The 22,082-nt window shown below is 71.8% G+C and carries 16 protein-coding genes; 6 read left to right on the plus strand and 10 right to left on the minus strand.

Annotated elements, in window-relative coordinates:
- Positions 1–1,517 (minus strand): sugar ABC transporter ATP-binding protein (locus tag GXP76_RS02540; protein ID WP_242569732.1); only part of this gene is annotated, 1,517 nt, incomplete at its 3' end.
- Positions 1,518–1,688: 171 nt separating this feature from the next.
- Between GXP76_RS02540 and GXP76_RS02545 the strand changes: the two genes are divergently transcribed.
- Both GXP76_RS02545 and GXP76_RS02550 read left to right on the plus strand, forming a co-directional pair.
- Positions 1,689–2,894 carry an ROK family transcriptional regulator gene (locus GXP76_RS02545; protein WP_242569733.1) on the plus strand — a complete coding sequence of 402 codons (1,206 nt, stop codon included), beginning with the start codon at positions 1,689–1,691 and terminating at the stop codon, positions 2,892–2,894.
- A 355-nt stretch (positions 2,895–3,249) separates the two neighbouring features.
- A complete protein-coding gene (locus GXP76_RS02550; RefSeq protein WP_374359671.1) occupies positions 3,250–5,250 on the plus strand; it encodes an N-acetylmuramoyl-L-alanine amidase in 2,001 nt (666 codons plus the stop codon).
- 132 nt (positions 5,251–5,382) lie between these two features.
- Here the strand turns inward: GXP76_RS02550 and GXP76_RS02555 are convergent, their stop codons facing one another.
- From GXP76_RS02555 to GXP76_RS02570, 4 genes are all read right to left on the minus strand, one after another.
- Positions 5,383–6,498 (minus strand): chemotaxis protein, encoded by a 1,116-nt coding sequence (locus GXP76_RS02555; protein ID WP_242569735.1) that lies wholly within the window; start codon positions 6,496–6,498, stop codon positions 5,383–5,385.
- Positions 6,499–6,685: 187 nt separating this feature from the next.
- Positions 6,686–9,016 (minus strand): glycoside hydrolase N-terminal domain-containing protein, encoded by a 2,331-nt coding sequence (locus GXP76_RS02560; protein WP_242569794.1) that lies wholly within the window; start codon positions 9,014–9,016, stop codon positions 6,686–6,688.
- 157 nt (positions 9,017–9,173) lie between these two features.
- Positions 9,174–9,674, minus strand: a complete 501-nt coding sequence (locus tag GXP76_RS02565) for a hypothetical protein (RefSeq protein ID WP_147876234.1) — start codon at positions 9,672–9,674, stop codon at positions 9,174–9,176.
- A 79-nt stretch (positions 9,675–9,753) separates the two neighbouring features.
- Positions 9,754–9,996, minus strand: a complete 243-nt coding sequence (locus GXP76_RS02570) for a DUF397 domain-containing protein (RefSeq protein WP_242569736.1) — start codon at positions 9,994–9,996, stop codon at positions 9,754–9,756.
- Positions 9,997–10,343: 347 nt separating this feature from the next.
- On the opposite strand from GXP76_RS02570, the gene paaK reads away from it, so the two are divergent.
- A complete protein-coding gene (paaK, locus tag GXP76_RS02575; RefSeq protein WP_242569737.1) occupies positions 10,344–11,630 on the plus strand; it encodes a phenylacetate--CoA ligase PaaK in 1,287 nt (428 codons plus the stop codon).
- Between the two features lie 86 nt (positions 11,631–11,716).
- On the opposite strand, the gene GXP76_RS02580 is transcribed toward paaK, so the two are convergent.
- Both GXP76_RS02580 and GXP76_RS02585 read right to left on the minus strand, forming a co-directional pair.
- Complete coding sequence (locus GXP76_RS02580) at positions 11,717–13,231, minus strand: acyl-CoA synthetase (RefSeq protein ID WP_242569738.1); 1,515 nt, start codon at positions 13,229–13,231, stop codon at positions 11,717–11,719.
- A 61-nt stretch (positions 13,232–13,292) separates the two neighbouring features.
- Positions 13,293–14,399, minus strand: coding sequence for a calcium:proton antiporter (locus tag GXP76_RS02585; RefSeq protein WP_242569739.1), 1,107 nt, complete (start codon positions 14,397–14,399; stop codon positions 13,293–13,295).
- A gap of 131 nt (positions 14,400–14,530) precedes the next feature.
- Here GXP76_RS02585 and GXP76_RS02590 point away from each other — a divergent pair, with 131 nt between their 5' ends.
- Positions 14,531–16,324, plus strand: coding sequence for a serine hydrolase domain-containing protein (locus GXP76_RS02590; RefSeq protein WP_242569740.1), 1,794 nt, complete (start codon positions 14,531–14,533; stop codon positions 16,322–16,324).
- Between the two features lie 47 nt (positions 16,325–16,371).
- Positions 16,372–17,073 (plus strand): DUF6882 domain-containing protein, encoded by a 702-nt coding sequence (locus tag GXP76_RS02595; RefSeq protein WP_242569741.1) that lies wholly within the window; start codon positions 16,372–16,374, stop codon positions 17,071–17,073.
- Between the two features lie 25 nt (positions 17,074–17,098).
- On the opposite strand, the gene GXP76_RS02600 is transcribed toward GXP76_RS02595, so the two are convergent.
- A complete protein-coding gene (locus GXP76_RS02600; RefSeq protein ID WP_242569742.1) occupies positions 17,099–18,688 on the minus strand; it encodes an NAD(P)/FAD-dependent oxidoreductase in 1,590 nt (529 codons plus the stop codon).
- 254 nt (positions 18,689–18,942) lie between these two features.
- On the opposite strand from GXP76_RS02600, the gene GXP76_RS02605 reads away from it, so the two are divergent.
- Positions 18,943–19,632, plus strand: coding sequence for a CBS domain-containing protein (locus tag GXP76_RS02605; protein WP_242569743.1), 690 nt, complete (start codon positions 18,943–18,945; stop codon positions 19,630–19,632).
- Between the two features lie 190 nt (positions 19,633–19,822).
- On the opposite strand, the gene GXP76_RS02610 is transcribed toward GXP76_RS02605, so the two are convergent.
- Together GXP76_RS02610 and GXP76_RS02615 are read right to left on the minus strand one after the other, a co-directional pair.
- Complete coding sequence (locus tag GXP76_RS02610; protein ID WP_242569744.1) at positions 19,823–21,292, minus strand: cell wall metabolism sensor histidine kinase WalK; 1,470 nt, start codon at positions 21,290–21,292, stop codon at positions 19,823–19,825.
- A complete protein-coding gene (locus GXP76_RS02615) occupies positions 21,292–22,026 on the minus strand; it encodes a response regulator transcription factor (RefSeq protein ID WP_242569745.1) in 735 nt (244 codons plus the stop codon). Before GXP76_RS02615 ends, GXP76_RS02610 begins: the two co-directional genes overlap by 1 nt.
- Positions 22,027–22,082 lie beyond the last annotated feature (56 nt).

Consider the following 22,082-nt stretch of genomic DNA (forward strand, 5'->3'; position numbering starts at 1 on the left):
CCGGCGGGCGCGGCGGTGGTGTGCGGGCCGGTGTCCGCGCCGGTGCCCCGGCCGGGCCCGTTCGTGGCGAGGCGCATGATGCTCTCCTCCGTGGCCCCGGCGGGCAGTTCGCCCACGAGGCGTCCGTCCGACATCACGAGGATCCGGTCGCTCATCCCGATCAGCTCCGGCAGTTCGGAGGAGATGATCAGCACGGCGAGTCCTTCGCGGGCGAGTTCGCGTACGAGGGTGTGGATGGCCGCCTTGGCGCCGACGTCGACGCCCCGCGTGGGTTCGTCGAAGATCAGCACCCGGGGGCTCGCCGCCAGCCATTTGGCGATGACGACCTTCTGCTGGTTGCCGCCGGACAGGAACTGGGCCTGCTGGTCCTCGCCGCGCGACCGCAACCGTACGCGCCCCAGCAGTGCGGTGACCTCACGTCCCGCCGGGGGTCTGCCCCGTACGGCGACGGCGCGGGTGACCAGCAGCGCGTTGTCCCGCACCGACTGGCGCAGGGCCAGCCCCTCGGTCTTGCGGTCCTCGGTGACCAGCGCGATGCCCGCGCGGATGGCCTCGCGCGGTCCCGTCGGCCGCAGCGGCTGCCCGCCGACGGTCATGGTGCCGGTGGTGAAGGGCGCGGCTCCGAACAGCGCGCGGGCCAGCGACGTACGTCCCGCGCCCTGAAGGCCCGCGATGCCGACGACCTCCCCGGCGCGCAGTGTCAGGTCGATGTCCCTGATCCGGGCGTTGCCGCCGCCGCTGACGGTGAGCGTCGCGTCGCCGATCTCCGCCTGCCGGGCGCGCGGCGGGTAGTACGCGGTCAGTTCGCGGCCGACCATCGCGCGGACGATGTCGTCGGGGGTGGTGTCGGCGGTGTGGACGGTGGTGACATGGCGGCCGTCCTTGAGGACGGTGACGCGCCGCGAGAGGTCGAAGACCTCCGCCAGGCGGTGCGAGATGTACAGGATGCCGAGGCCCCTCGCGGTCAGCCGGCGCACCAGGGCCGACAGGAGCGCGACCTCGTGGTCGGCGAGCGGCGCGGTTGGCTCGTCCATGACAAGCACACGCACGTCGGAGGCGAGTGCCTTGACGATCTCCACGGTCTGCTGCCGGGCGACGGACAGGTCACGCACCAGGGTGCGCGGGGTGATGCCCGTCTCGTCGATCTCGGCCAGCAGTTCGGCGGTGCGCCGTTCCATGGCCGTGCGGTCGACGAGGCCGTAGCGGGTCGGCTCCCGGCCGAGGAACACGTTCTCGGCGACGGTGCGGTGGGCCAGGAGCGCGAACTCCTGGTGGATGATCCCGATCCCGGCGGCCTGCGCCTGGCCGGGGTGGCTGAACGTGCGCGCGGTTCCGTCGAGAGTGATCGTGCCGGTGTCGGGGGTGTGCTCGCCGGCCAGGACCTTCATCAGAGTGGACTTGCCCGCGCCGTTCTCGCCCACCAGGGCGTGGACTTCGCCGGGCTGAAGATCGAGTCCCACGTCGTGGAGCACGCGCACCCCGAGAAAGCTCTTGGACACGCCCTGCATCGTCAGCATCCCCTGGCTCCTCGATGGCTCGGTCGCGGTCTGCTGTGCAATGTCGTGACTGGGCTTTGACCTGTCAAGGGTCCAAGCACCCTTCATTTCCGACGAGTTGACGCGGACTTACGCCGGTCGCCGAATCAATGACGTCTTGTGAGCAGCGAAAGTCGTCCCTAAGGTGATGCCATGTCTGCGCTGCCGGATCACAGCAGTTCCGCCGTCTCCCACACACCGGGCGAGGTGCTCACGCTGATCAGTTCCGGGGCCGCCGCGACGCGCGCCGATCTCTCCCGGATGACGGGTCTGGCGCGCTCCACGGTCTCCCAGCGGGTGGACGCGCTCATCGCGCACGGCTTCGTCGACGAGTCGGGACCGGAGGCCGGCGGCTCGACGGGCGGCAGGCCGCCGCGCCGGCTCCGGCTCCGTACCCGCGAGCACGCGGTCGCGGGTGTCGACCTCGGCGCCTCGCACTGCCGGGTGGCGCTGATGGACATCGGCGGTACGACCCTGGCGACACAGGAGGATCCGCTGTCGATCGGGGACGGCCCCGACTCCGTCCTGCGCCATGTGGAGCGCACGCTGCACACGCTGCTGGAGAAGTCGGAGCGCGATCCGCGCACCCTGCGGTCGATCGGGGTGGGGGTGCCGGGGCCGGTGGAGTTCTCGACCGGGCGTCCCGTCGATCCGCCGATCATGCCCGGCTGGCACCAGTATCCGATCCCGGAGTTCTTCGCCTCGCGCTTCGGCGCGCGGGCGCTGGTCGACAACGATGTGAACGTGATGGCCCTGGCCGAACAGCGGCGGGCGTTCCCCGACACCCGTTTCCTGCTCTACATCAAGGTGGGTACGGGCATCGGCTGCGGCATCGTCGCCGACGGCAGACTGCACCGGGGCGCGCAGGGCAGCGCCGGCGACATCGGCCACATCAAGGTCGGTGAGCAGGAGGACGCCTGCCGGTGCGGCAACTTCGGCTGTCTGGAGGCGGTGGCCGGCGGGGCGGCGATCGCGGCGAGGCTCGCGGGCCTCGGTCTTGACGCCGCGTCGGGCAGCGATGTCGTACGGCTGGTGAAGTCCGGCAACAGGGACGCCCTGCGCATGGTGCGCGAGGCGGGCCGCGCGGTCGGTGAGGTCCTGGCGGGGCTGGTGAACTTCTTCAACCCCGACACGGTGGTGCTCGGAGGCGCGCTGGCCGCCGTGCACGACCAGTTGCTCGCGGGGGTGCGCGAGGCGGTGTACCGGCGGTCGCACCCGCTGGCCACCCATGTGCTGCGGATCGAGCCGAGCCGTACCGGTGAGAACGCGGCGGCGTTCGGTGCGGGGATCCTCGCGATCGAGCACGCCCTGTCGCCGGCGCAGGTGGACCGGCAGCTGGCGCGCGGCGTCACGTCGTGAACGCCGCCCGGGCCCTCCGCCCGTGAACGCCGCCCGGACTCCCCGCCCGCACCATTTCTGACGATGCGTCAGATTCAAGAAACGTCCATGTCCGACCAACATCCTTCCAGGTCGGCCGAGTCCGCACATTGGTTCACACCACTGACGCGCCGCAGGCCCGTGGCCTGCGGCCCGGGAAACTCCCCGACACGCGCGCTGACGTGCGAAGTCCCCGCCGTCACGCCTGATTGACGGATCGCCTCCGAGCCGATACCCCTGTACCCCTGCCCTGTACTCCGCCACCGGCCCGCGACGCGTGCCAGGTGCCGGGTACGGCTCCGCGGGCGCTTCGCGCACCACGTCACTGGAGGCCGCATTGCCAGGTTCCGCCCCCACATCCGTCAGAACCGCCCGCAGACGTGCGACGCGAACGGCGGGCGCCGTCGCCTCGGCCGCCCTGCTGCTTCCCCTGGTGTCTGCCTCACCCTCCGCCACCGCCGAACAGCCCGCATCCGGCGCGCTCCAGCGTGACTTCGCCGCGGCGGCGGACCGGTACGACGTACCGGCGAGCGTCCTGCTCGGTGTCTCCTACCTCCAGTCGCGGTGGGACACGCACGGCGGCGCGGCCAGCGTGACCGGCGGCTACGGCCCCATGCACCTCACCGACGCCAGGACCGCGATCGCCGAGGCGCCCCACCACTCGCACGGCGCGGAGGACGCCCGCGGCGACACCTCCCGGCCGGTGAAGACGGGCGCCCCGGACTCCGTACGCGAAGTGGTCGTGCCCGAGAACTCCGAACTGCCGGCCCGGCTGCGCACCGTCGACCGGGCGGCGAAGCTCACCGGGCAGTCGGCGGAACGGATCAGGCAGGACACCGCCGCCAACATCCACGGCGGCGCCGCCCTGCTGGCCGACGCCCAGCGCGCCCTCGGCAGACCGCTGAGCGCCGACCCCGCCGACTGGTACGCCGCCGTCGCCCGCTTCTCCGGCGCCGACGACTCGGCCACGGCCGCCACGTACGCGAACGACGTCTACGCGGTGATCAGGGACGGTCAGCGGCGCACCACCGACAGCGGACAGCGGGTGGCGCTCCCGGCGGCGCCCGCCGTGTCCCCCGACACCTCGCAGGTGTCGGAGCTCGGGCTGCGCACCATCAACGCGGGCAGGACGGAGTGCCCGCGCAGCGTGGCCTGCGAGTGGATCCCCGCGCCGTACGAGGAGTTCGGCGAGGGCGACTACGGCAACCACGACAAGGCCGACCGGCCCAAGGCCGGGTCCCCCTCCATCAACTCGATCGTCATCCATGACACCGAGGCGACCTGGGACACCACACTCAAGCTGGTCCAGGACCCCACGTATGTCTCCTGGCACTACTCGCTGCGCTCGTCCGACGGCCACATCGCGCAGCACGTCCCGCTGAAGGACGTCGGCTGGCACGCGGGCAACTGGTACGTCAACTCCACGTCGGTGGGCCTGGAGCACGAGGGTTTCCTCGTCTCCCCCGACGCCTGGTACACGGAGGCGATGTACCGGACGTCGTCACGGCTGGTGCGCTACCTCGCCGACCGCTACGACATCCCGCTGGACCGGCAGCACATCATCGGCCACGACAACGTGCCCGGCACGACCGCGGCCACCATCGCCGGTATGCACACCGACCCGGGCCCCTACTGGGACTGGGCGCACTACTTCGAGCTGCTGGGCAAGCCGTTCAAGGCGGACGGCGGGCGGAACGCGGGCGCGGTGACGATCCGTCCCGACTACGCGTCCAACCAGCCGCTCTACACCGGCTGTGTGACGGCCGGTCAGGCGTGCGCCCCGCACGGCTCGGGGGCGGTACGGCTGCACACCGCGCCGGACGCCACGTCACCGCTGGTCAAGGACATCGGTCTGCGGCCGGGCGGCGGGGACTCCACCACCGGGGTCAACGACCTGGGCGCACGCGCCTCGACGGGCCAGCAGTTCGCCGTCGCCGGGCGCGAGGGCGACTGGACGGCGATCTGGTACCTCGGCCAGAAGGCCTGGTTCCACAACCCCCGCACGGCGCCCACGGCCGTGAGCGCCGAGGAGCGGGTGCTGACCCCGAAGGACGGGCTCGCGGAGGTGCCGGTGTACGGCAGGGCCTACCCGGAGGCGGCGGCGTACCCGGCCGACATCCCGGTGCAGGCGATCTCGCCGTTCCCGTACAAGCTGCTCGCCGGCCAGAAGTACGTGGTCGGGGACCGGGTGCCGGGCGCGTACTACTTCGCCCCCACCTTCGACACGACCGGGCACCGTGTGGTGAGCGGGAAGGAGCGGTATTACGAGATCCAGTTCGGACACCGGGTCGCCTATGTGAAGGCGTCCGACGTCCGAGTCCTGCCCTCGGGCCGCTGAGAGCGGGTCGGGCGGTCCTCGACCGGCCCGACCGGCTCTGATCCGCGGCTCTCGCAGGGCGACGGGCGCCACCGGCCTGTGGGGGGCCGGTGGCGCCGCTCTGCTTCCGGCTTTCCCCACCCCGGCGGTCCGTCAGTAGCGCAGTACCGCCGCGATCCGGTGATGGTCGTCGAGTACGTCGTCGTCGAGGAACACGACCTGCGCGCCTCCGTCCAGCGCCGTCTCGACCAGTTCGTCGACGATGTCGTCCTGCACCTCACGGCCGAGGGCCGCCCCGTCGTCGCCGTCGACCGGGGTCAGATGCCCCTCGCTGACCCTGGCGGACCGCTGGAAGTGCTCCTCCACCGCCACCAGGCCGGCCCGCCGCTCGCGGACCGCGTCCCACACCTCGTCCAGACCGGCGGCGAAGGTACGCCTGCCCTTGGCGTCGTCCAGCCGGGCCAGGGCCTCGCGCTCCTCGCCCCGCGCGTACTCCTGGACGACGGGCCGGACGGCCTTGGCCAGCACATGCGCCGGGCCCTCCGACAGCCCGCCCTTGGCCAGCCGGCCCGCGGCGGACCTGGCGGTGCTGCCCGCGTCCTCCAGCAGGGCGAGCGCGGGGGCGACACCGACCAGATGGAACGGGCGCGGATGCGCGGCCAGCACGGCCGCGAAGGCGTCGTCGACCGACCGCAGGAACTTGCGGGTCTCCTCGTCCATGAAGGTGCTCGGCGTGTCGCCGATCCTCTCCTCGCGCTCGACGTCCCACGTCTCCTCGGGGGGCGTCATGGGGAAGCCGTCGGCGCGGTGCTCGCGCAGGGAGTCCCCGGCGCCGTTCCACAGCGTCGCGCGGTCGGCGGCCACGCTCAGCACCCAGTAGCGGTGCTGCTGGGCGGTGGCGGCCACCAGATTCCGGGTGAGGTAGGTGTCGCTGACGACGACGGACTCGGGAGTGTCCCGGGGCAGGTACCAGACCTGGTGCTCCTGGGCGTCGGCGAGGATCAGCAGCCCGTCGAGCTTGTGCCGCAGGTCCACCTCCGCCACGGCACGGTCGAGGTGCGCCCGCACCGCCTGGCGCGTGGTCTTGGGCACGTCCGGATCGGCCTCCAGCCGGTGTACGGCCTCGGAGAGGACGTTGCGCAGGCGCACCGGGTCCTGGTCGTTCAGCGGCTCGTGCCGATGGGTGGGCATTGTCAGGGACACCGCCGGATACGGCCGCGGCTTGCGCAGGCTCCGCAGGACTTCGGGCGTCAGATCGTTACTGTCCATGCTGCCCCTTCGCTCGGCGGAGGTCCCACACCGGCGAGCGGCCGGCTGGAGTACCCCGGACCTGCTTCCATCTTGCGGGACGTCGCCGACATCCGCAGGGGCGCGGGAGCCGGTCCCCTCCCGGACGCGGCGGGGTCCCGCCCCGGCTGCCGCCGCTGCCGGGACGGGACCCCTCGTACCGCCGCCGTCAGTGCCGGCCGCGGCGCGCTGTGAATTCGTAGACCCGCCCCGCCGTGGCGCGGAACTTCCTCTCGCCGCCGGGCAGCAGTGTGCTGCGCAGGGTCAGGTCTCCGGTGCGGCTCGCGGTGAGGACGATCCGGCTCGCCTTCCCCGCCGCCCAGGTGATGTCGAGCGTGGCGCCGCCGCGTGCCCGCAGCCCGGTGACCGAGCCGTCGGGCCAGGTCGCGGGCAGGGCCGGCAGGACCTCGATCGGGCCGTGCTGGCTCTGGAGCAGCATTTCGGCGACACCGGAGGAGGCGCCGAAGTTGCCGTCGATCTGGAACGGGGGGTGGGTGTCCCAGAGGTTCGGCAGCGTGGAGCTCTTGAGCTGCTCGGTGAGCATCTTGTGCGCGTGGTCGCCGTCCCGCAGCCGCGCCCAGAAGTTGATCTTCCAGGCCTTGCTCCAGCCCGTGCCGCCGTCGCCGCGCGCCGTCAGCGACACCTTGGCGGCGTCGGCCCACTCGGTGCCGACCTCGATCTGCCGCCCCGGGTGCAGGCCGAAGAGGTGCGAGACGTGCCGGTGGTCGTTGTCCGGGTCGTCCAGGTCCTCCTTCCACTCCTGGAGCTGTCCCCACGACCCGATGCGCAGTCCGGGGTCGAGGTCGCGCAGCGCCAGCCGGAGCCGCCTGCGGAAGCGCGGGTCGTCGCCCAGGGTCTCCGACGCCTCCAGCGTGTTGGTGAACAGGTCGTACACGATCTGCTGCGACATCGCCGCGCCGGCCGTGAAGTCGCCGTTCTCGGGCGAGTAGCTGGGGGTGACGACGAGCTTGCCGTCGCGCGGGTCGGTCCGCAGGAAGCCGAGCCAGAACTCGGCGGTCTCCTTCATCACGGGGAAGGCGGTGGAGCGCAGGTAGTCGGTGGAGGCGTTGAAGCGGTAGTGGTCGTACATCTGCTGGGTGAGCCAGGCGCCCGCCTCCGGGAACCAGAACGACTGCGGGTACTGGTGCAGCCCCGTGAAGCCGTACGGATTGGTCTCGTTGTTCACCACCCAGCCGGCCGTCTCGAAGATCTCCCGGGCGGTGACACGGCCCGGTTCACGCATCGAGTCGACGTAACGGTCGTACGGCACGGTGGTCTCGGCGAGGTTGGTGACCTCGGCGAGCCAGTAGTTCATCTGGAGGTTGATGTTGACGTGGTAGTCCGCGTCCCAGGGCGGGTTGGTGACGTTGTTCCAGACGCCCTGGAGGTTCGCGGGCAGCGATCCGGCCCGTGACGAGGCGATGAGCAGATACCGGCCGTACTGGAAGTACAGCGCTTCGAGCGCCCTGTCGGCGTCGCTCGTGCCACCGGTGTACCGGGCGAGGAGCTGGTCGGTCGGCAGGTCGGGCAGCTGCTGGCCGATGTCGAGCGACACCCGGTCGAACAGCCCCTGGTAGTCCTCGACATGCTCGGCGCGCAGGTCGTCGTAACCGCGGTCGGCGGCCCGGTCGACGGCTTCGGTGACCGCGCCGTGCGGGTCGTCGGTGCGGTAGTCGGGATAGGTGTCGGCGTAGTCGGTGCCGGCCGCGAGGACGAACCACGCGCTGTCGGCGCCGCTGACGGTGAGGGTGCCGTTCCCGGCGGTGACGGTGCCGCCCTGCGTCCGTACGCGGATCTGGCCCTCGAAGACCAGCCCGTTGTTCTGGAGCTTGCCCCGGATGGTGAGCCGGTCGCCGGAGGCCGTGGCGGTGAAGTCGTTGCGGGGCGAGGTGTACCGGAGGGTGAAGCCGACCTTGCCCGGCTGGTCGGCGGCGAAGCGGCCCGCGATGACCTCGCCGGGGTGGGAGGCGAAGAACTCCCGTGTGTACGTGGCGCCCTGGTGGGCGTACGAGACCGAGGCGAGGGCGGTGCCGATGTCGAGGGCGCGCCGGTAGGAGGCGTCGGGGGCACCGGGTGCGCCGGGGACGTCGATCAGCAGGTCGCCGAAGACGTTGTAGGAGCCGAAGTTGTGCTTGGGCTGGCCCAGCTCGGCAGCGACGGCCTCCGGGGTCATGGACCCCTCGGCGTCGATGCGCTCCTGGACTCCGCGCAGTACGCCGGGCCGGGGGCTGGTCCAGTTGCCGTGGTCGTAGCCGGGGGCGCCGGGGCCGCCGGTCCACAGGGTCTTCTCGTTGAGGACCAGTCGCTCGGAAGCGAGGGTTCCGTAGATGCCGGCGCCGAGGGCGCCGCTGCCGATCGGGAGGCTTTCGCGCTCCCAGTTGGCGGCGGGCTTGGTGTACCACAGCGTCAATTCATCGGAGGGGTCGGCGGCTACGGCCCTACCGGCCAGAGCGGGTACACCCAGCGCGAGGGCGCTGGTTACGCCGAGTGCGGACTTCATCGTGGTTCTGCGGGTGATGCCCTGAGTCATGCGGCAGACGTTAAAAGTCCGATGACTGAATTGGCAAGGCACATGACAAAACCTCGCGGCAGGCAATTTTCCTGCCGCGAGGCGGTGGGGTGGGGAGGCGCCGGGCCGCGGGCGCGCGGCGCCCTGCTCAGCCCTGCTGGAAAAGCTCCGCGGGGAGCGGCTTCAGCAGCGCGTAGAGGTCGTCCGTGATCGGCCGGTCCCAGCTCGCGATGGTGACGAGGACGTTGTCGCTGCGGTCGAACTGCACGCAGGCGATGCGGCTTTCGGAGAGCTTCAGCCGACGCACGATCAGCAGGTTGTCCCCCTGCATGACCGGCACGTCCTCCGTACTGACGACGTCGACCTGCTCCTCGTTCTCCAGGGCGAGCAGCAGTTGCGCCACCTCGAAGGGGATCTGGCCATCCTCCACCTCGCGGGCCGGTGAACCCTCGGGGAGATTGCCGATGATCATCGCCGGTCCGCGTCCGCCGAACAGGTCGTACCGCAGGAAGACCCCCTGACAGCTGCCGTCGGGGGCGGGCAGCAGACCGGCGCCCAGATTTCCGGGCCAGTCACCCGGGTCCATGGCCAGGACGTCGAAGTCCGGGCCCGCGGGTGTGGCGGCGCTGCGGCGGCGGAGGAAGGACATGCGGCCATGGTACGTCTCCGCGGGATCCCGGCGACGCGGGACCCGGAGCACGCGGAGGGGCGCCGGGAGAGCGCCTGGGTCAGGTGAGGTCGAACTCCCCGTCGCGGGCGTTGAGTACGAAGGCCCGCCACTCCGCGGGGCTGAAGATCAGTGAGGGGTTCTCCGGTCTGCCGCCGTTGCGCATCGCGATGAACCCTTCGACGAAGGCGATCTGGACGTCCCCCGTGCCCTGGCTGCTCGAACGCCAGTCGGCCTTGCTCAGGTCCAGCTCCGGCTTGTCCCAGCCCGCCAGCGGCTGCTGGGTGGTGGTGCTCTCAGCCACGTCCCGCTCCTCCCGGTTCGTCGTCCGGGGGCCACACTATCGATCGTTGGCGGTCCCCGACAGGCCACCGCACGGGCTCTCCCCAACCCCCTTACTCCGCAGCAAAGTTGCCTGTCACGCGGCCGCCGGACGCGGGTTCGGCCGGGCGGGTCCGCCCGCACCGGATCCGGGTGCCGGCGCGCTGCGAGCCTTGACGGCGGTCCGGACGACTGGATTACTGGGCGGAAGGAAGATCAACCGAATGATCGGTCGACCGCCGGTCCGCCCGTCCGCCGTCCGTGCGTCCGGCCGGCACGGGACGAGTCAAAGAGTCGGGCAGTCGGAGAGTCGGAGTCGGGGAGTCAGCCATGACAGATCTGCTGGACGCCGGGGAGCGGCTCGGCCGGGACGAGCTGGAAGCGCTGCAGCTCACGCGGTTGCGGGCGACGCTGCGCCACGCGTACGAGAACGTGCCGTTCTACCGGGAGTCGTTCGACGCCTCCGGACTGCGGCCGGACGACTGCCGCTCGCTCGCCGACCTCGCCCGCTTCCCCTTCACCGCCAAGACCGACCTGCGCGACAACTATCCCTTCGGGATGTTCGCCGTCGATCAGGCGGACGTCCGGCGCATCCACGCCTCCAGCGGCACGACGGGCCGTCCGACCGTCGTCGGCTACACGCAAGGGGATCTGGACACCTGGGCCGACGTCGTCGCCCGCTCGATCCGGGCGGCCGGCGGCCGGCCCGGCCACAAGGTCCATGTGGCGTACGGATACGGCCTGTTCACCGGCGGCCTGGGCGCGCACTACGGCGCCGAGCGGCTCGGCTGCACGGTCGTCCCGGCGTCCGGCGGCATGACCGCGCGGCAGGTCCAGCTGATCACCGACTTCCGGCCCGAGATCATCATGGTGACGCCGTCGTACATGCTGACGCTGCTGGACGAGTTCGAGCGCCAGGGCGTCGATCCCCGGACGACCTCCCTGGAGGTCGGCGTCTTCGGGGCCGAACCGTGGACGGAGGAGATGCGGCGGGAGATCGAGGAGCGGTTCGCGATCGACGCCGTGGACATATACGGCCTCTCCGAGGTCATGGGCCCCGGCGTGGCGCAGGAGTGCGTCGAGACGAAGGACGGGCTGCACATCTGGGAGGACCACTTCTATCCGGAGGTCGTCGACCCGTTCACCGGTGAGGTGCTGCCCGAGGGCGAGGAGGGCGAGCTGGTCTTCACCTCCCTCACCAAGGAGGCGATGCCGGTGATCCGCTATCGCACCCGCGATCTGACGCGGCTGCTGCCGGGCACGGCGCGGGTGTTCCGGCGGATGGAGAAGGTGACCGGGCGCAGTGACGACATGGTGATCCTGCGCGGGGTGAATCTCTTCCCGACGCAGATCGAGGAGATCGTGCTGCGTACGGCGGGGGTGGCCCCGCACTTCCAGCTGCGGCTCACCCGTGAGGACCGGATGGACGCGCTGACCGTACGGGCCGAGGCGCGGGCGGGGGCGACGCCGGATCAGCGCGCGGCCGCCGCCCGGTCGATCGCCACGGCCGTGAAGGACGGGATCGGGGTCTCGGTGGCGGTCGAGGTGGTGGACCCGGAGACACTGGAGCGCTCGGTGGGCAAGATCAAGCGCGTCGTGGACCTCAGGACGGCCTGAGGCCGTCCGGCGGCTGAGCGCGAACCGGCCACCGGGCGGACCCGTTCGTTGCCACCGGCCGGATCCCGCTGCGGCGCCCGCGGCGCTCAGCCCGAGAACCGGTCCCGCAGCTCGCGCTTGAGGATCTTGCCGCTCGCGTTGCGCGGCAGCTCCGTCACGAACAGCACCTTCTTCGGCGCCTTGAAGTGGGCGAGCTTCTCCCGCGCGTGGGCCAGGAGTTCGTCCTCCGTGACCTCGCCCCGCGGCACCACGACCGCGGTGACGGCCTCGATCCAGCGGTCGTCCGGCAGACCGATCACCGCGGTCTCGGCGACGCCCGGGTGGGTGTACAGCGCGTCCTCGACCTGGCGCGAGGCGACCAGCACACCACCGGAGTTGATGACGTCCTTGACGCGGTCGACCACCGTGTAGAAGCCGTGGGTGTCGCGCACCGCGAGGTCGCCGGAGCGGAACCACCCGTCGCGGAAGGCGTCCGCCGTCTCCTCGGGCTTGCGCCAGTAGCCGGCGCAGAGCTGCGGGGAGCGGTAGACGACCTCGCCCGCCGTGCCGTCGGGGACCTCCTTGCCGTCCTCGTCCACGACCCGTGCCTCCACGAAGCGCACCGGGCGCCCGCAGGAGTCCATCCGGCCCTCGTGCTCCTCGGGGCCGAGGACGGTGGCGAGCGGGCCGATCTCGCTCTGGCCGAAGCAGTTGTAGAAGGCGAGTGACGGCAGGCGTTCGCGCAGTCGCTCCAGTACGGGCACCGGCATGATCGAGGCGCCGTAGTACGCCTTGCGCAGTCCGCCGAGTTCGCGGGTCGCGAAGTCCGGATGGCTGGACAGACCGATCCACACCGTGGGCGGCGCGAAGAGGCTGTCGGCGCGTCCCGCCTCCACCAGATCGAAGACGGCCGCCGGGTCGGGTCCGTCGAGAATGATGTTCTCCGCGCCCACGGCCAGGTACGGCAGCAGGAACACGTGCATCTGCGCCGAGTGGTACAGCGGCAGCGAGTGGATGGGCCGGTCGCTCTCCCGCAGGTCCAGCGCGTCGATGGCGCTGGCGTACTCGTGCACGAGAGCCCGGTGGGTCATCATCGCGCCTTTGGGCAGCGCGGTGGTGCCCGAGGTGTAGAGCAGTTGCGCCAGGTCGTCGGAGTCCTGGTCGGGGTCGTACGGCTCCGGGTCGGCGAGCGCGGCGAGCAGCGAGTCGTCGGTGTCGCGCAGCGCCCGGACGTCGATGCCCGGCGGGACACGGTCGGTGAGGGCCGGGTCGGCGAGCACGAGGGCGCTCGCGGACTGCTCCAGGATGTACGCGAGGTCGTCGCCGGTGAGGTGCTGGTTGACCGGTACGTGGACGAGCCCGGCGCGCGCGCAGGCGAGGAAGGCGATCAGATAGGCGTCGGAGTTGTGGCCGTAGGTGGCGACCCGGTCGCCGTCCTGGAGTCCGTGCCCTCTCAGGGTCGCGGCGGCCGTCGAGACGGCGGAGTCGAGTTCGGCGTAGGTCCAGGTCCGGTCCCCGTATCTGACCGCCGTGCGATCGGGGACGCGTCCCGCACTGCGGCGCACGACGCCGTCGACGGTGTTGTGGAGCAGTTCCCGGACGGCGCGTTCCTCGGCGTTCATGGCGTGATACTCCGTGCCCTGACGTGCCCGGTCAAGACTCTGCGCCGGTGGCCGCGAGGCCCTACGGGCTGACCGCGAGGAAGACGAAAGCCGCGAAGATCGCCATGTGGACACCGCCCTGGAGCAGCGTGGCGCGGCCCGGCACGACCGTGAGCGCGCCCACGACGACCGTGAGCGTGAGCAGGACCATATGGGTGGCGCTCAGACCGAGGACCAGCGGGCCCTCCAGCCAGATGGTGGCGAGCGCGATGGCGGGGATCGTCAGGCCGATGCTGGCCATGGCCGAGCCGAGCGCGAGGTTGAGGCTGGTCTGCACCCGCTCGCGGCGCGCGGCCCGGACGGCGGCCAGGGTCTCGGGCGCGAGGACGAGCAGGGCGATGACGACACCGACCACGGCGTGCGGCATCCCGGCCGACTCGACGCCCGACTCGATGGTCGGGGAGACCGCCTTCGCGTCGCCGACGACCGCGACCAGCGCGACGACGAGCATGACCGCGCTGAGCGTCGTCGCGCGCCGCGTGGGCGGCGGCGCGTGCTCGTCCAGCTTCTTGATCTCCCCTTCCTGGGTGACGGGCAGGAAGTACTCGCGGTGACGGACCGTCTGCATGGCGACGAACAGCCCGTAGAGCCCGAGCGAGGCGATCGCGGCGAATGTGAGCTGCGCCGTGGAGAACTCGGGTCCGGGCTTGCTGGTGGTGAAGGTCGGAAAGACCAGGCTGAGCGTGGCGAGGGTGGCGACCGTGGCCAGCGCGCCGCCCGAACCCTCGGCGTTGAAGACGGCGACCCGGCTGCGGATGGCGCCGACGATCAGGGATATGCCGATGATGCCGTTGCAGGTGATCATGACGGCGGCGAAAACGGTGTCCCGGGCGAGGGTGGCGCTCTTGGCGCCACCGTCGACCATCAGGGTGACGATGAGCGCCACCTCGATGACGGTGACGGCCACGGCGAGCACGAGCGACCCGAACGGCTCCCCGACCCGGTGCGCGACGACCTCGGCGTGGTGCACGGCGGCGAGTACGGCGCCCCCGAGCAACAGGGCCACCAGGGAGACCGCGTACCCCGGCAGGTCGCGGCCCCAGCTGAACACCAGGGCCGTCAGGGCGAGCAGCGGTACGACCGCCGTCCAGCGGGACCGCAGCGATCGGATCCCGGTACGCGTCGTCATACGCCTCACGCTGCCAGAGGTGCCCGGCACCCGCGCGGCGAGCCGCGGGGTCGTGGGCCGTACGGAGGCGGGGCAGTAGCCTCGTGCGCCGGACGGTTTCGGACGGATCGTCACGTCAGAGGGGTGGCCGGATGAGCGGGGACTCGGCGGGCGGCGGAACCGGCCGCCGAAGGCCGGGCGGCGCGCTCACGCCGGCGCCGGTCCCGTCCGCCGAGGGCGCGGGGGCCGGGCCGTCCCGGCTCGCGGGCCCGGGTTCCGGACGGCCGGCGCCGACGTTGCGGCGGGGCTCCCCCGCGCGCGCCGGGCTGCTGCCCGGACCGCTGGAGCGGCTGGTGAGTGACGCCGAGCGGTTCCTGGAACCCTCGCCGGCGCACCCCTGGTACGCGGGCGCCGTGCTGCTCGCCGGGCGCGGTGGCACGGTCGCGCTGCACCGGCCCATCGGCAGGGCCGTGCGCTACTCGGCGTACGACGAGTCGACCGGCACCGGTGTGGAGTTCCCCGCCGACCGGCAGATCGCGACGGCCGAGGACACCGTCTTCGACCTGGCGTCGGTCTCGAAGCTGTTCACATCGGTCCTCGCCGTTCAGCAGCTGGAGCGCGGCGCGCTGGCCCTGGAGGAGCGCGTCGCGTCGTATCTCCCGGACTTCGGCGGCGCGGGCAAGCAGGACATGACGGTCCGTCAACTGCTGACGCACACCTCGGGGTTCGCCGCGTGGATCCCGCTGTACCGGGAGCCGACGCGGGAGGCGATGCTCCGCAGGCTCCGGGACGAGGCGCCGGCGAGCCCGCCGGGGAGCGTCTACCGGTACTCCGACCTCAATCTGATCTCCCTTCAGCTCGTCCTGGAGAGGATCACCGGGCGCGCGCTGGACGTCCTGCTGCGCGAGGAGATCACCGCGCCGCTCGGTATGCACCGCACGCGCTTCAACCCGCCGGCGTCCTGGAAGCCGAAAATCGCGGCCACGGAGGACTGCCGGCAGCCGTGGTCGGGGCTCGACCGCGGTCTCGTGTGGGGTGAGGTGCACGACGAGAACGCGTTCGGCCTCGGCGGGGTCGCCGGCCACGCCGGGATCTTCTCGTGCGCGTGGGACCTGGCAATTCTGAGCCGGACGCTGCTGAGCGGCGGTGCGTACGGCCGGGCGAGGATCCTGCGCCCGGAGTCGGTGGAGCTGATGTTCACCGACTTCAACACGGACTTCCCCGGTGACGCGCACGGACTGGGCTTCGAGCTCTGCCAGCGCTGGTACATGGGAGCCATGGCCACGCCGCGTACGGCGGGTCACACCGGTTTCACCGGCACGAGTCTCGTCCTCGATCCGACGACCGACTCGTTCCTGGTCGTGCTCGGCAACTCCGTTCATCCGGTGCGCGGTTGGCGGTCCGGCAGTGCGCCGCGGGTGGCGGCGGCCGACCATCTGGCGCGCGCCGTGCCCGTCACCCCGGACACGGGACGCACCGCGTGGTTCTCGGGCATGACCGCCGGCGTGACCGCCACGCTCACCCTGCCCGCGCTGACTGTCGCCACCGGGCAGGGGCGGTTGCGCTGCTCCCTGTGGTGGGACACGGAGCCCTCGGACGAACTGGTCCTGGAGGCGCGGGAGGAGGACGGGGCTGGCGGTGGGTGGCGGCCGGTGCCCTTCACGACGACGCCGTCCGGTCAGGAGGCGGCCACACCGCGCCCGGCGGGCTCGGTCTCGGGCTGGTCGGGACGCGTCTGGCACCGGCTCCACGCCGGCCTCGCCGACTGGCGTGGCGGGCCGGTGCGGCTGCGCTGGCGTTACGCGACCGGTGGCCCGTACGTCGGCCGTGGCGCCTATGTGGACTCGCTGCGGGTCGAGGACGGTGGCCGTACCGTGTTCGACGATTCGCGTCCCGGGGACGCGGACCGCGTCGAGTCGGACGGCTGGAGCGTGTCGGCCGACTGAACCCCCGGTACGGGGCGTTCGAACGCCCGCGCACTAGGGTTTCCGGGGTGACTGCGACCACCACCTTCAGCGACGCCTTTCTCCGGACCACCGAGCGGCACGCCGCCTGGGGAGCCCAACAGCTCGAAGCCTTCAACGAGTTCATGCCGGCCGGGGCGTGGACGGCCGATCTCGACCAGCGCCTCTACCGTCAGGCGGAACGCGATCTGCGGATCTCGGTGCTGGGGAGCTTCGACACCTCGGAGGGCTCGTGGCTGTGGGGCTGGGCGAACCCCGGCTTCGGGGGAACGCCCGTCGTCGGCGCGGCGGACGAGATACGGCGGCTGGGCGCGGCGCACGGCATCCCCGAGTTCACGACCGATCTGGTCGACCTGTCGGCGTTCGACGACCCGCGCTTCGCGGTCGAGACGCTCGCGTTCGGGGCGATGGGCGCGCTCGGCGCCTCCGGCTACATCGGCGTGCAGGCCTCCCCCGAGGGCCGTCTCTACATGGTGCCGGACGACCCGCAGGTGCCGCGTGCCGTGCCCGACGCCATCACGTTGCCGCGTGTGCTGCTGACGGGCACGGGCCTGTTCGGCGGGAGTTCGGCCCGCGCCGTGGTGGCCGGGTACTTCGACCACCACGGGGTGACGTGGCGTCAGGAGGCGGACCGGATCAGCGCCGACATGCCCGGCGGCTCCACGGCCGACATCCTGTTCGACGACATCGGGCGCGTCGCGTCCGTCGGGATGAAGAACGTCACCCGGTAAGGGCTGTCCGCGGCCGGATCCCGGCTCAGCCGGCCGGGGCCCGGCCCGCCTCCAGCACCGCCATCGCCGCGTTGTGGCCGGGTACGCCGCTGACGCCGCCGCCCCGTACGGCGCCCGCACCGCACAGCAGCACGTTCGCGTGCGCCGTCTCCACGCCCCAGCGGCCCGTCTCGGCCGTGGCGTGGGGGAAGGCGAGATCGCGGTGGAAGATATGGCCGCCGGGCAGCCGCAGTTCGCGTTCCAGGTCCAGGGGCGTCTTCGCCTCGATGCAGGGCCGGCCGTCGCCGTCCACGGCGAGACAGTCGGTGATCGGTTCCGCGAGGTGCGCGTCGAGCTGGTCGAGGGTCGCCTTGAGCAGTTCGTCGCGTACGGCGTCGTTGTCCTCGGTGAACAGCCGCGCGGGTGTGTGCAGTCCGAAGAGGGTGAGGGTCTGACAGCCCCGCGCCGCGAGTTCGGGGGCCAGGATCGACGGGTCGGTCAGCGAGTGGCAGTAGATCTCGGAGGGCGGCGCCGAGGGGAGCGTGCCGCCGGCCGCCTCCGCGTACGCCGTCGCCAACTGCCCGTATCCCTCGGCGATGTGGAACGTCCCGGCGAACGCGTCGCGCGGGTCGACGCTCCGGTCGCGCAGCCGCGGCAGGCGGCGCAGCAGCATGTTGACCTTCAGCTGGGCGCCCTCGGCGGCCGGGGCGGGCGGTGCGTCACCGAGGAGGGTGGCGAGCGCCTGCGGGGAGGCGTTGACGAGGACGTGGCGCGCGGCGACGCTCCCGGTGGCGCCCTCCTCCGTACAGAAGGTGACCTCGGCGTGGGCGCCGTCCGTCTCGACGCGGGTCGCCTCGTGTCCGGTGACGATGTCTGCGCCGGCCGCACGGGCCGCGTCGGCGAGTGCGTCGGTGAGCGCGCCCATGCCGCCGACGGGCACGTCCCAGTCGCCGGTGCCGCCGCCCACCACGTGGTACAGGAAGCAGCGGTTCTGCAGGAGGCTCGGGTCGTGGGCGTCGGCGAAGGTGCCGATCAGCGCGTCCGTCAGGACGACGCCTCGTACGAGGTCGTCGGCGAACCGTTCCTCGATCGCGACCCCGATCGGTTCCTCGAACAGCATGCGCCAGGCGGCCTCGTCGTCGATCCGGGAGCGCAACTCGGCCCGTGCGGGCAGCGGTTCGGTGAGGGTCGGGAAGACACGCTCGGCGACCCGGAGGGTCGAGGCGTAGAACGACTGCCAGGCCGCGTACTCGCTGTCGCCGCCGGTCAGTGCCGCGAAGGACTCCCTCGTACGCTCGGCGCCACCGCCCACGAGCAGTCCGGTCGCCCTGCCGCCGCGCTCGGCCGGTGTGTAGGAGGAGACGGTCCGCTTCCGTACGGCGAACCGCAGCCCCAGCTCGTCCACGATCTTCCGGGGCAGCAGGGACACCAGGTACGAGTAGCGCGAGAGGCGCGCGTCGACACCGGCGAAGGGTCGGGTGGAGACGGCGGCGCCGCCGGTGTGGCCGAGGCGCTCCAGGACCAGCACGGTGCGGCCGGCTCCGGCGAGATAGGCGGCGGCGACCAGTCCGTTGTGGCCACCGCCGACGATCACGGCGTCGTACGAGGTGCGGGCGGGAGGGGAGAGTGCGGGCATGGCTCTTGGTAACACGTTTGCGGCCCCCACGGGACCCCGCCTCCCCTGGAGGGGCCATCCCCCGTGCGGGCCGTTCGTCCCCCTCCCGGAGCCGGGTCGACCCCCTGTGGCAGACCGGACCGGGCCCTGTCGCCGCCCGTCGGGGCCGAGTCGCACATGCGATGCCGCACGGAGGGGGTCACGCTTGAGGGTGTGGCCCGGCCAGAGGGCGGCACCCCAGGAGAGTCGGCGACACGCCGGAAGGAGTGCAGGACATGGAGCACCGCAGTATCGGTGAACTCATGACCCGCGACGTCGTGAGCGTGCGGCTCGACACGCCCTTCAAGGAAATCGCCAGAGCCCTGTCGGATCACGGCGTCAGCGCCGTACCCGTGCTGGACGACGGCGGCCGACCGGTCGGTGTCGTCTCCGAGGCCGACTTGCTGCGCAAGGCGGCCAACAGGTCCGATCAGTCCGGCAGAACGCCCCTGCCCCACCTCGACGCGTGGGAGCGAGCCAGGGCCGAAGGCGTGGTCGCCGCGGAGATCATGTCCGCTCCGGCGCTGTGCGCGTACCCCCGGTGGACGGTCGTGGAGGCCGCGCGCGTCATGGCCGACCGGCACGTCAAACGTCTGCCCGTGGTGGACGAGACGGACACTCTGCTGGGCATCGTCAGCCGGTCCGACCTGCTGCGGGTCTTTCTCCGGCAGGACAGCGCCATCCACGAGGAGATCACGCGCGACATCCTGGCGCGCACCCTGGGTCTGGCGCCGTCCGCCGTCACGGTCGAGGTCGAACAGGGACGGGTCTCGCTGCACGGCTCGGTCGACGAGGAGCACACCATCGCGGTGCTCTTGCGACTGTGCGGCAGCGTGGACGGTGTCGTCGCGGTCTCCGAGGACCTCGAACATCCGCCGGCCGTCACCGGCCCGGATGAATCCGTCGGGAGGGGGCCGTCCTCCTGAGCCCTGCTGTGACCGCCGGTCCGGACGGTTGGGACGAGGTTCCCGACCTACCGGCGAGCTTCGAGCCGCGCACCCGTACGGTCCGCGCCGGCGCAGGACCGTTCCGGCGCCGACGGCCGGAACGTGACCCGGTGAAGACATGGTGGTGCGGGCGGGATCGGCCCGTGCGGCGTTCGCGACCGGTACGGCTTCACCCGGAGGTCGGCGCCGTGTCCGGGGGCGAGGCCGGCAACGTCATGGTGAACACTGTGCGGCCGGGCCGGCTCTCGACCTCAACCGTGCCCCCGTGGGCCGTGACGACCGCGTAGACAATGGCCAGGCCCAATCCGGTACTGCCCGTCGTGCGCGAGCGGGCGTGGTCGCCGCGGGCAAAGCGCCCGAAGACCTCGGGCAGAAGCCCCTCCTCGATGCCCGGGCCGTTGTCCGTCACCGTCAGCCCGATACGGCTCGCTTCCGCTGAGAGCCGGACAGTGACCTCGGTACCCGCGGGGGTATGGGTGCGCGCGTTGGCGAGCAGATTCCCGATGGCCTGGTACAGACGGTGCTCGTCCCCCTCCGTCGTCACGGACCCCTGCGGCAGATCCAGCTGCCAAAGGTGATCCGGGCCTGCGGCCCGCGCGTCGTCCGTGGCGTCGAGGACCAGCCGCGTCAGGTCGACCCGGGAGCGGCTGAGGGCACGGCCGGCGTCGATCCGGGCGAGCAGCAGCAGGTCGTCCACCAGGCGGCTCATGCGTTCGGACTCGGACTGGATGCGGTCCAGTGCGCGGCGCACCTCGGGCGGTACGGGACTCCTGGTCCGGAGTGCGAGTTCCGCGTGCCCACGGATGTTGGCCACAGGTGTTCGCAGCTCGTGACTCGCGTCCGCGGCGAAGTGCCGCAGGCGTTGCTCGCCGGCCTGACGGCGCTCCAGGGCGTCGCCCACGTGGCCGAGCATGCGGTTGACGGCCGTACCGACCTGCCCCACCTCGGTCCTGGGGTCACCGACCGCTACCGGCTCCGGCATGGCGACCTCGCCGCTGGCCAGCGGCCGCTCCGCCACGCTCACCGCGGTACTGGTCACCCGGTTCAGTGGACGCAGCGAGAAGCGCACCCAGAGCGCTCCGAGAATCCCGGTGACCGCGAGGGCGGCGGCGAACACCACCGCCTCCACCCCTTCGAGCCGGCGCACCGTCTCCTCGACGGGGCGTAGGGGCAGTCCGGTGACGACGACATCCTTGTCGTCACCCCGGACGGCGGTGAGGCGGTAGAGGCCCAGTGCGGACAGTCTGCGGCTGTGGGCTTCCCCATCGACGGGCAGCTGTTCGAGTGTCCGTCGGTCGGCGGGGTCCAGTGGGACTTCGGCGTCCGTCTCGTCCCTGACGACCGCGGCCTGAATGACGGACCCGGTCAGCAGCCGGGCGCCGAATGTGCCTTCGGACTGACCGCGGGTGTCGGGCATGTTGTCGGCGTCGGGCGGGGACTCGTGCTCCAGGCTTTCCGCGAATCGTCCTCCGGAGGCGGCGAGTTGCTGGTCGAGGCGCCTCACGAGGAAGCCTTCGAGCGCGAGGACGGTGGAGAATCCCACCGCCAGGCACGCGAGGGCGAGCAGAACGACCATTCCGGTGGTCAGCTGGCTCCGCAGGGTGCGCGGCAGCGGGACCCGGGGAAACCGCGGGCGCATCAGCACTCCGGCTTGAGCACATAGCCCACGCCGCGCACGGTGTGGATCATCGCGGGCCGGCCGGCGTCGATCTTCTTGCGCAGATAACTGATGTACAGCTCCACGACATGCGCGCGCCCTCCGAAGTCGTAGGACCAGACACGGTCGAGGATCTGTGCCTTGGAGAGCACTCGGCGCGGATTGCGCATCAGGAATCGCAGGAGCTCGAACTCCGTACGGGACAGCTCCACGATCTCGCCCGCGCGGGTGACCTCCCGGGCGTCCTCGTCCATCACCAGTTCCCCGACGACCAGCCTGTCACCGCTCGGCTCGCGCGCCGTACCGGCCCGGCGGAGCAGGCCGCGCAGCCGGGCCAGGACCTCTTCCAGGCTGAAGGGCTTGGTCACGTAGTCGTCGCCGCCCGCGGTGATTCCGGCGACCCGGTCCTGGACGGAATCGCGTGCGGTCAGGAACAGCACACACACGTTGTCCAGATCGCCACGCAGGCGGCGCAGTACGTGGAGACCGTCCATGTCGGGCAGCATCCAGTCCAGGACGACGGCGTGGGGACGGAACGTCCGGGCGGTCTCCACGGCGGAAGCGCCGTCGGCGGCGGTGCGCACCTGCCAGCCCTCACCCGACAGGGCGCCGGAGAGGACTTCAGTGAGGTCCGGCTCGTCGTCGACGACGAGGACCCGCACGGGGCCGCCGTCGCCGCTGTGCGGGGTGCGGGGCGGAGAGCTTCGGTCGTCCATGGTCTCTCCAGCATCCCTCCGAACCGGGGCCGTGGCGTTCTGGGCTCGCTCTGAGT

This window comes from Streptomyces sp. NP-1717 (genome assembly GCF_022695985.1).
GTDB lineage: Bacteria > Actinomycetota > Actinomycetes > Streptomycetales > Streptomycetaceae > Streptomyces.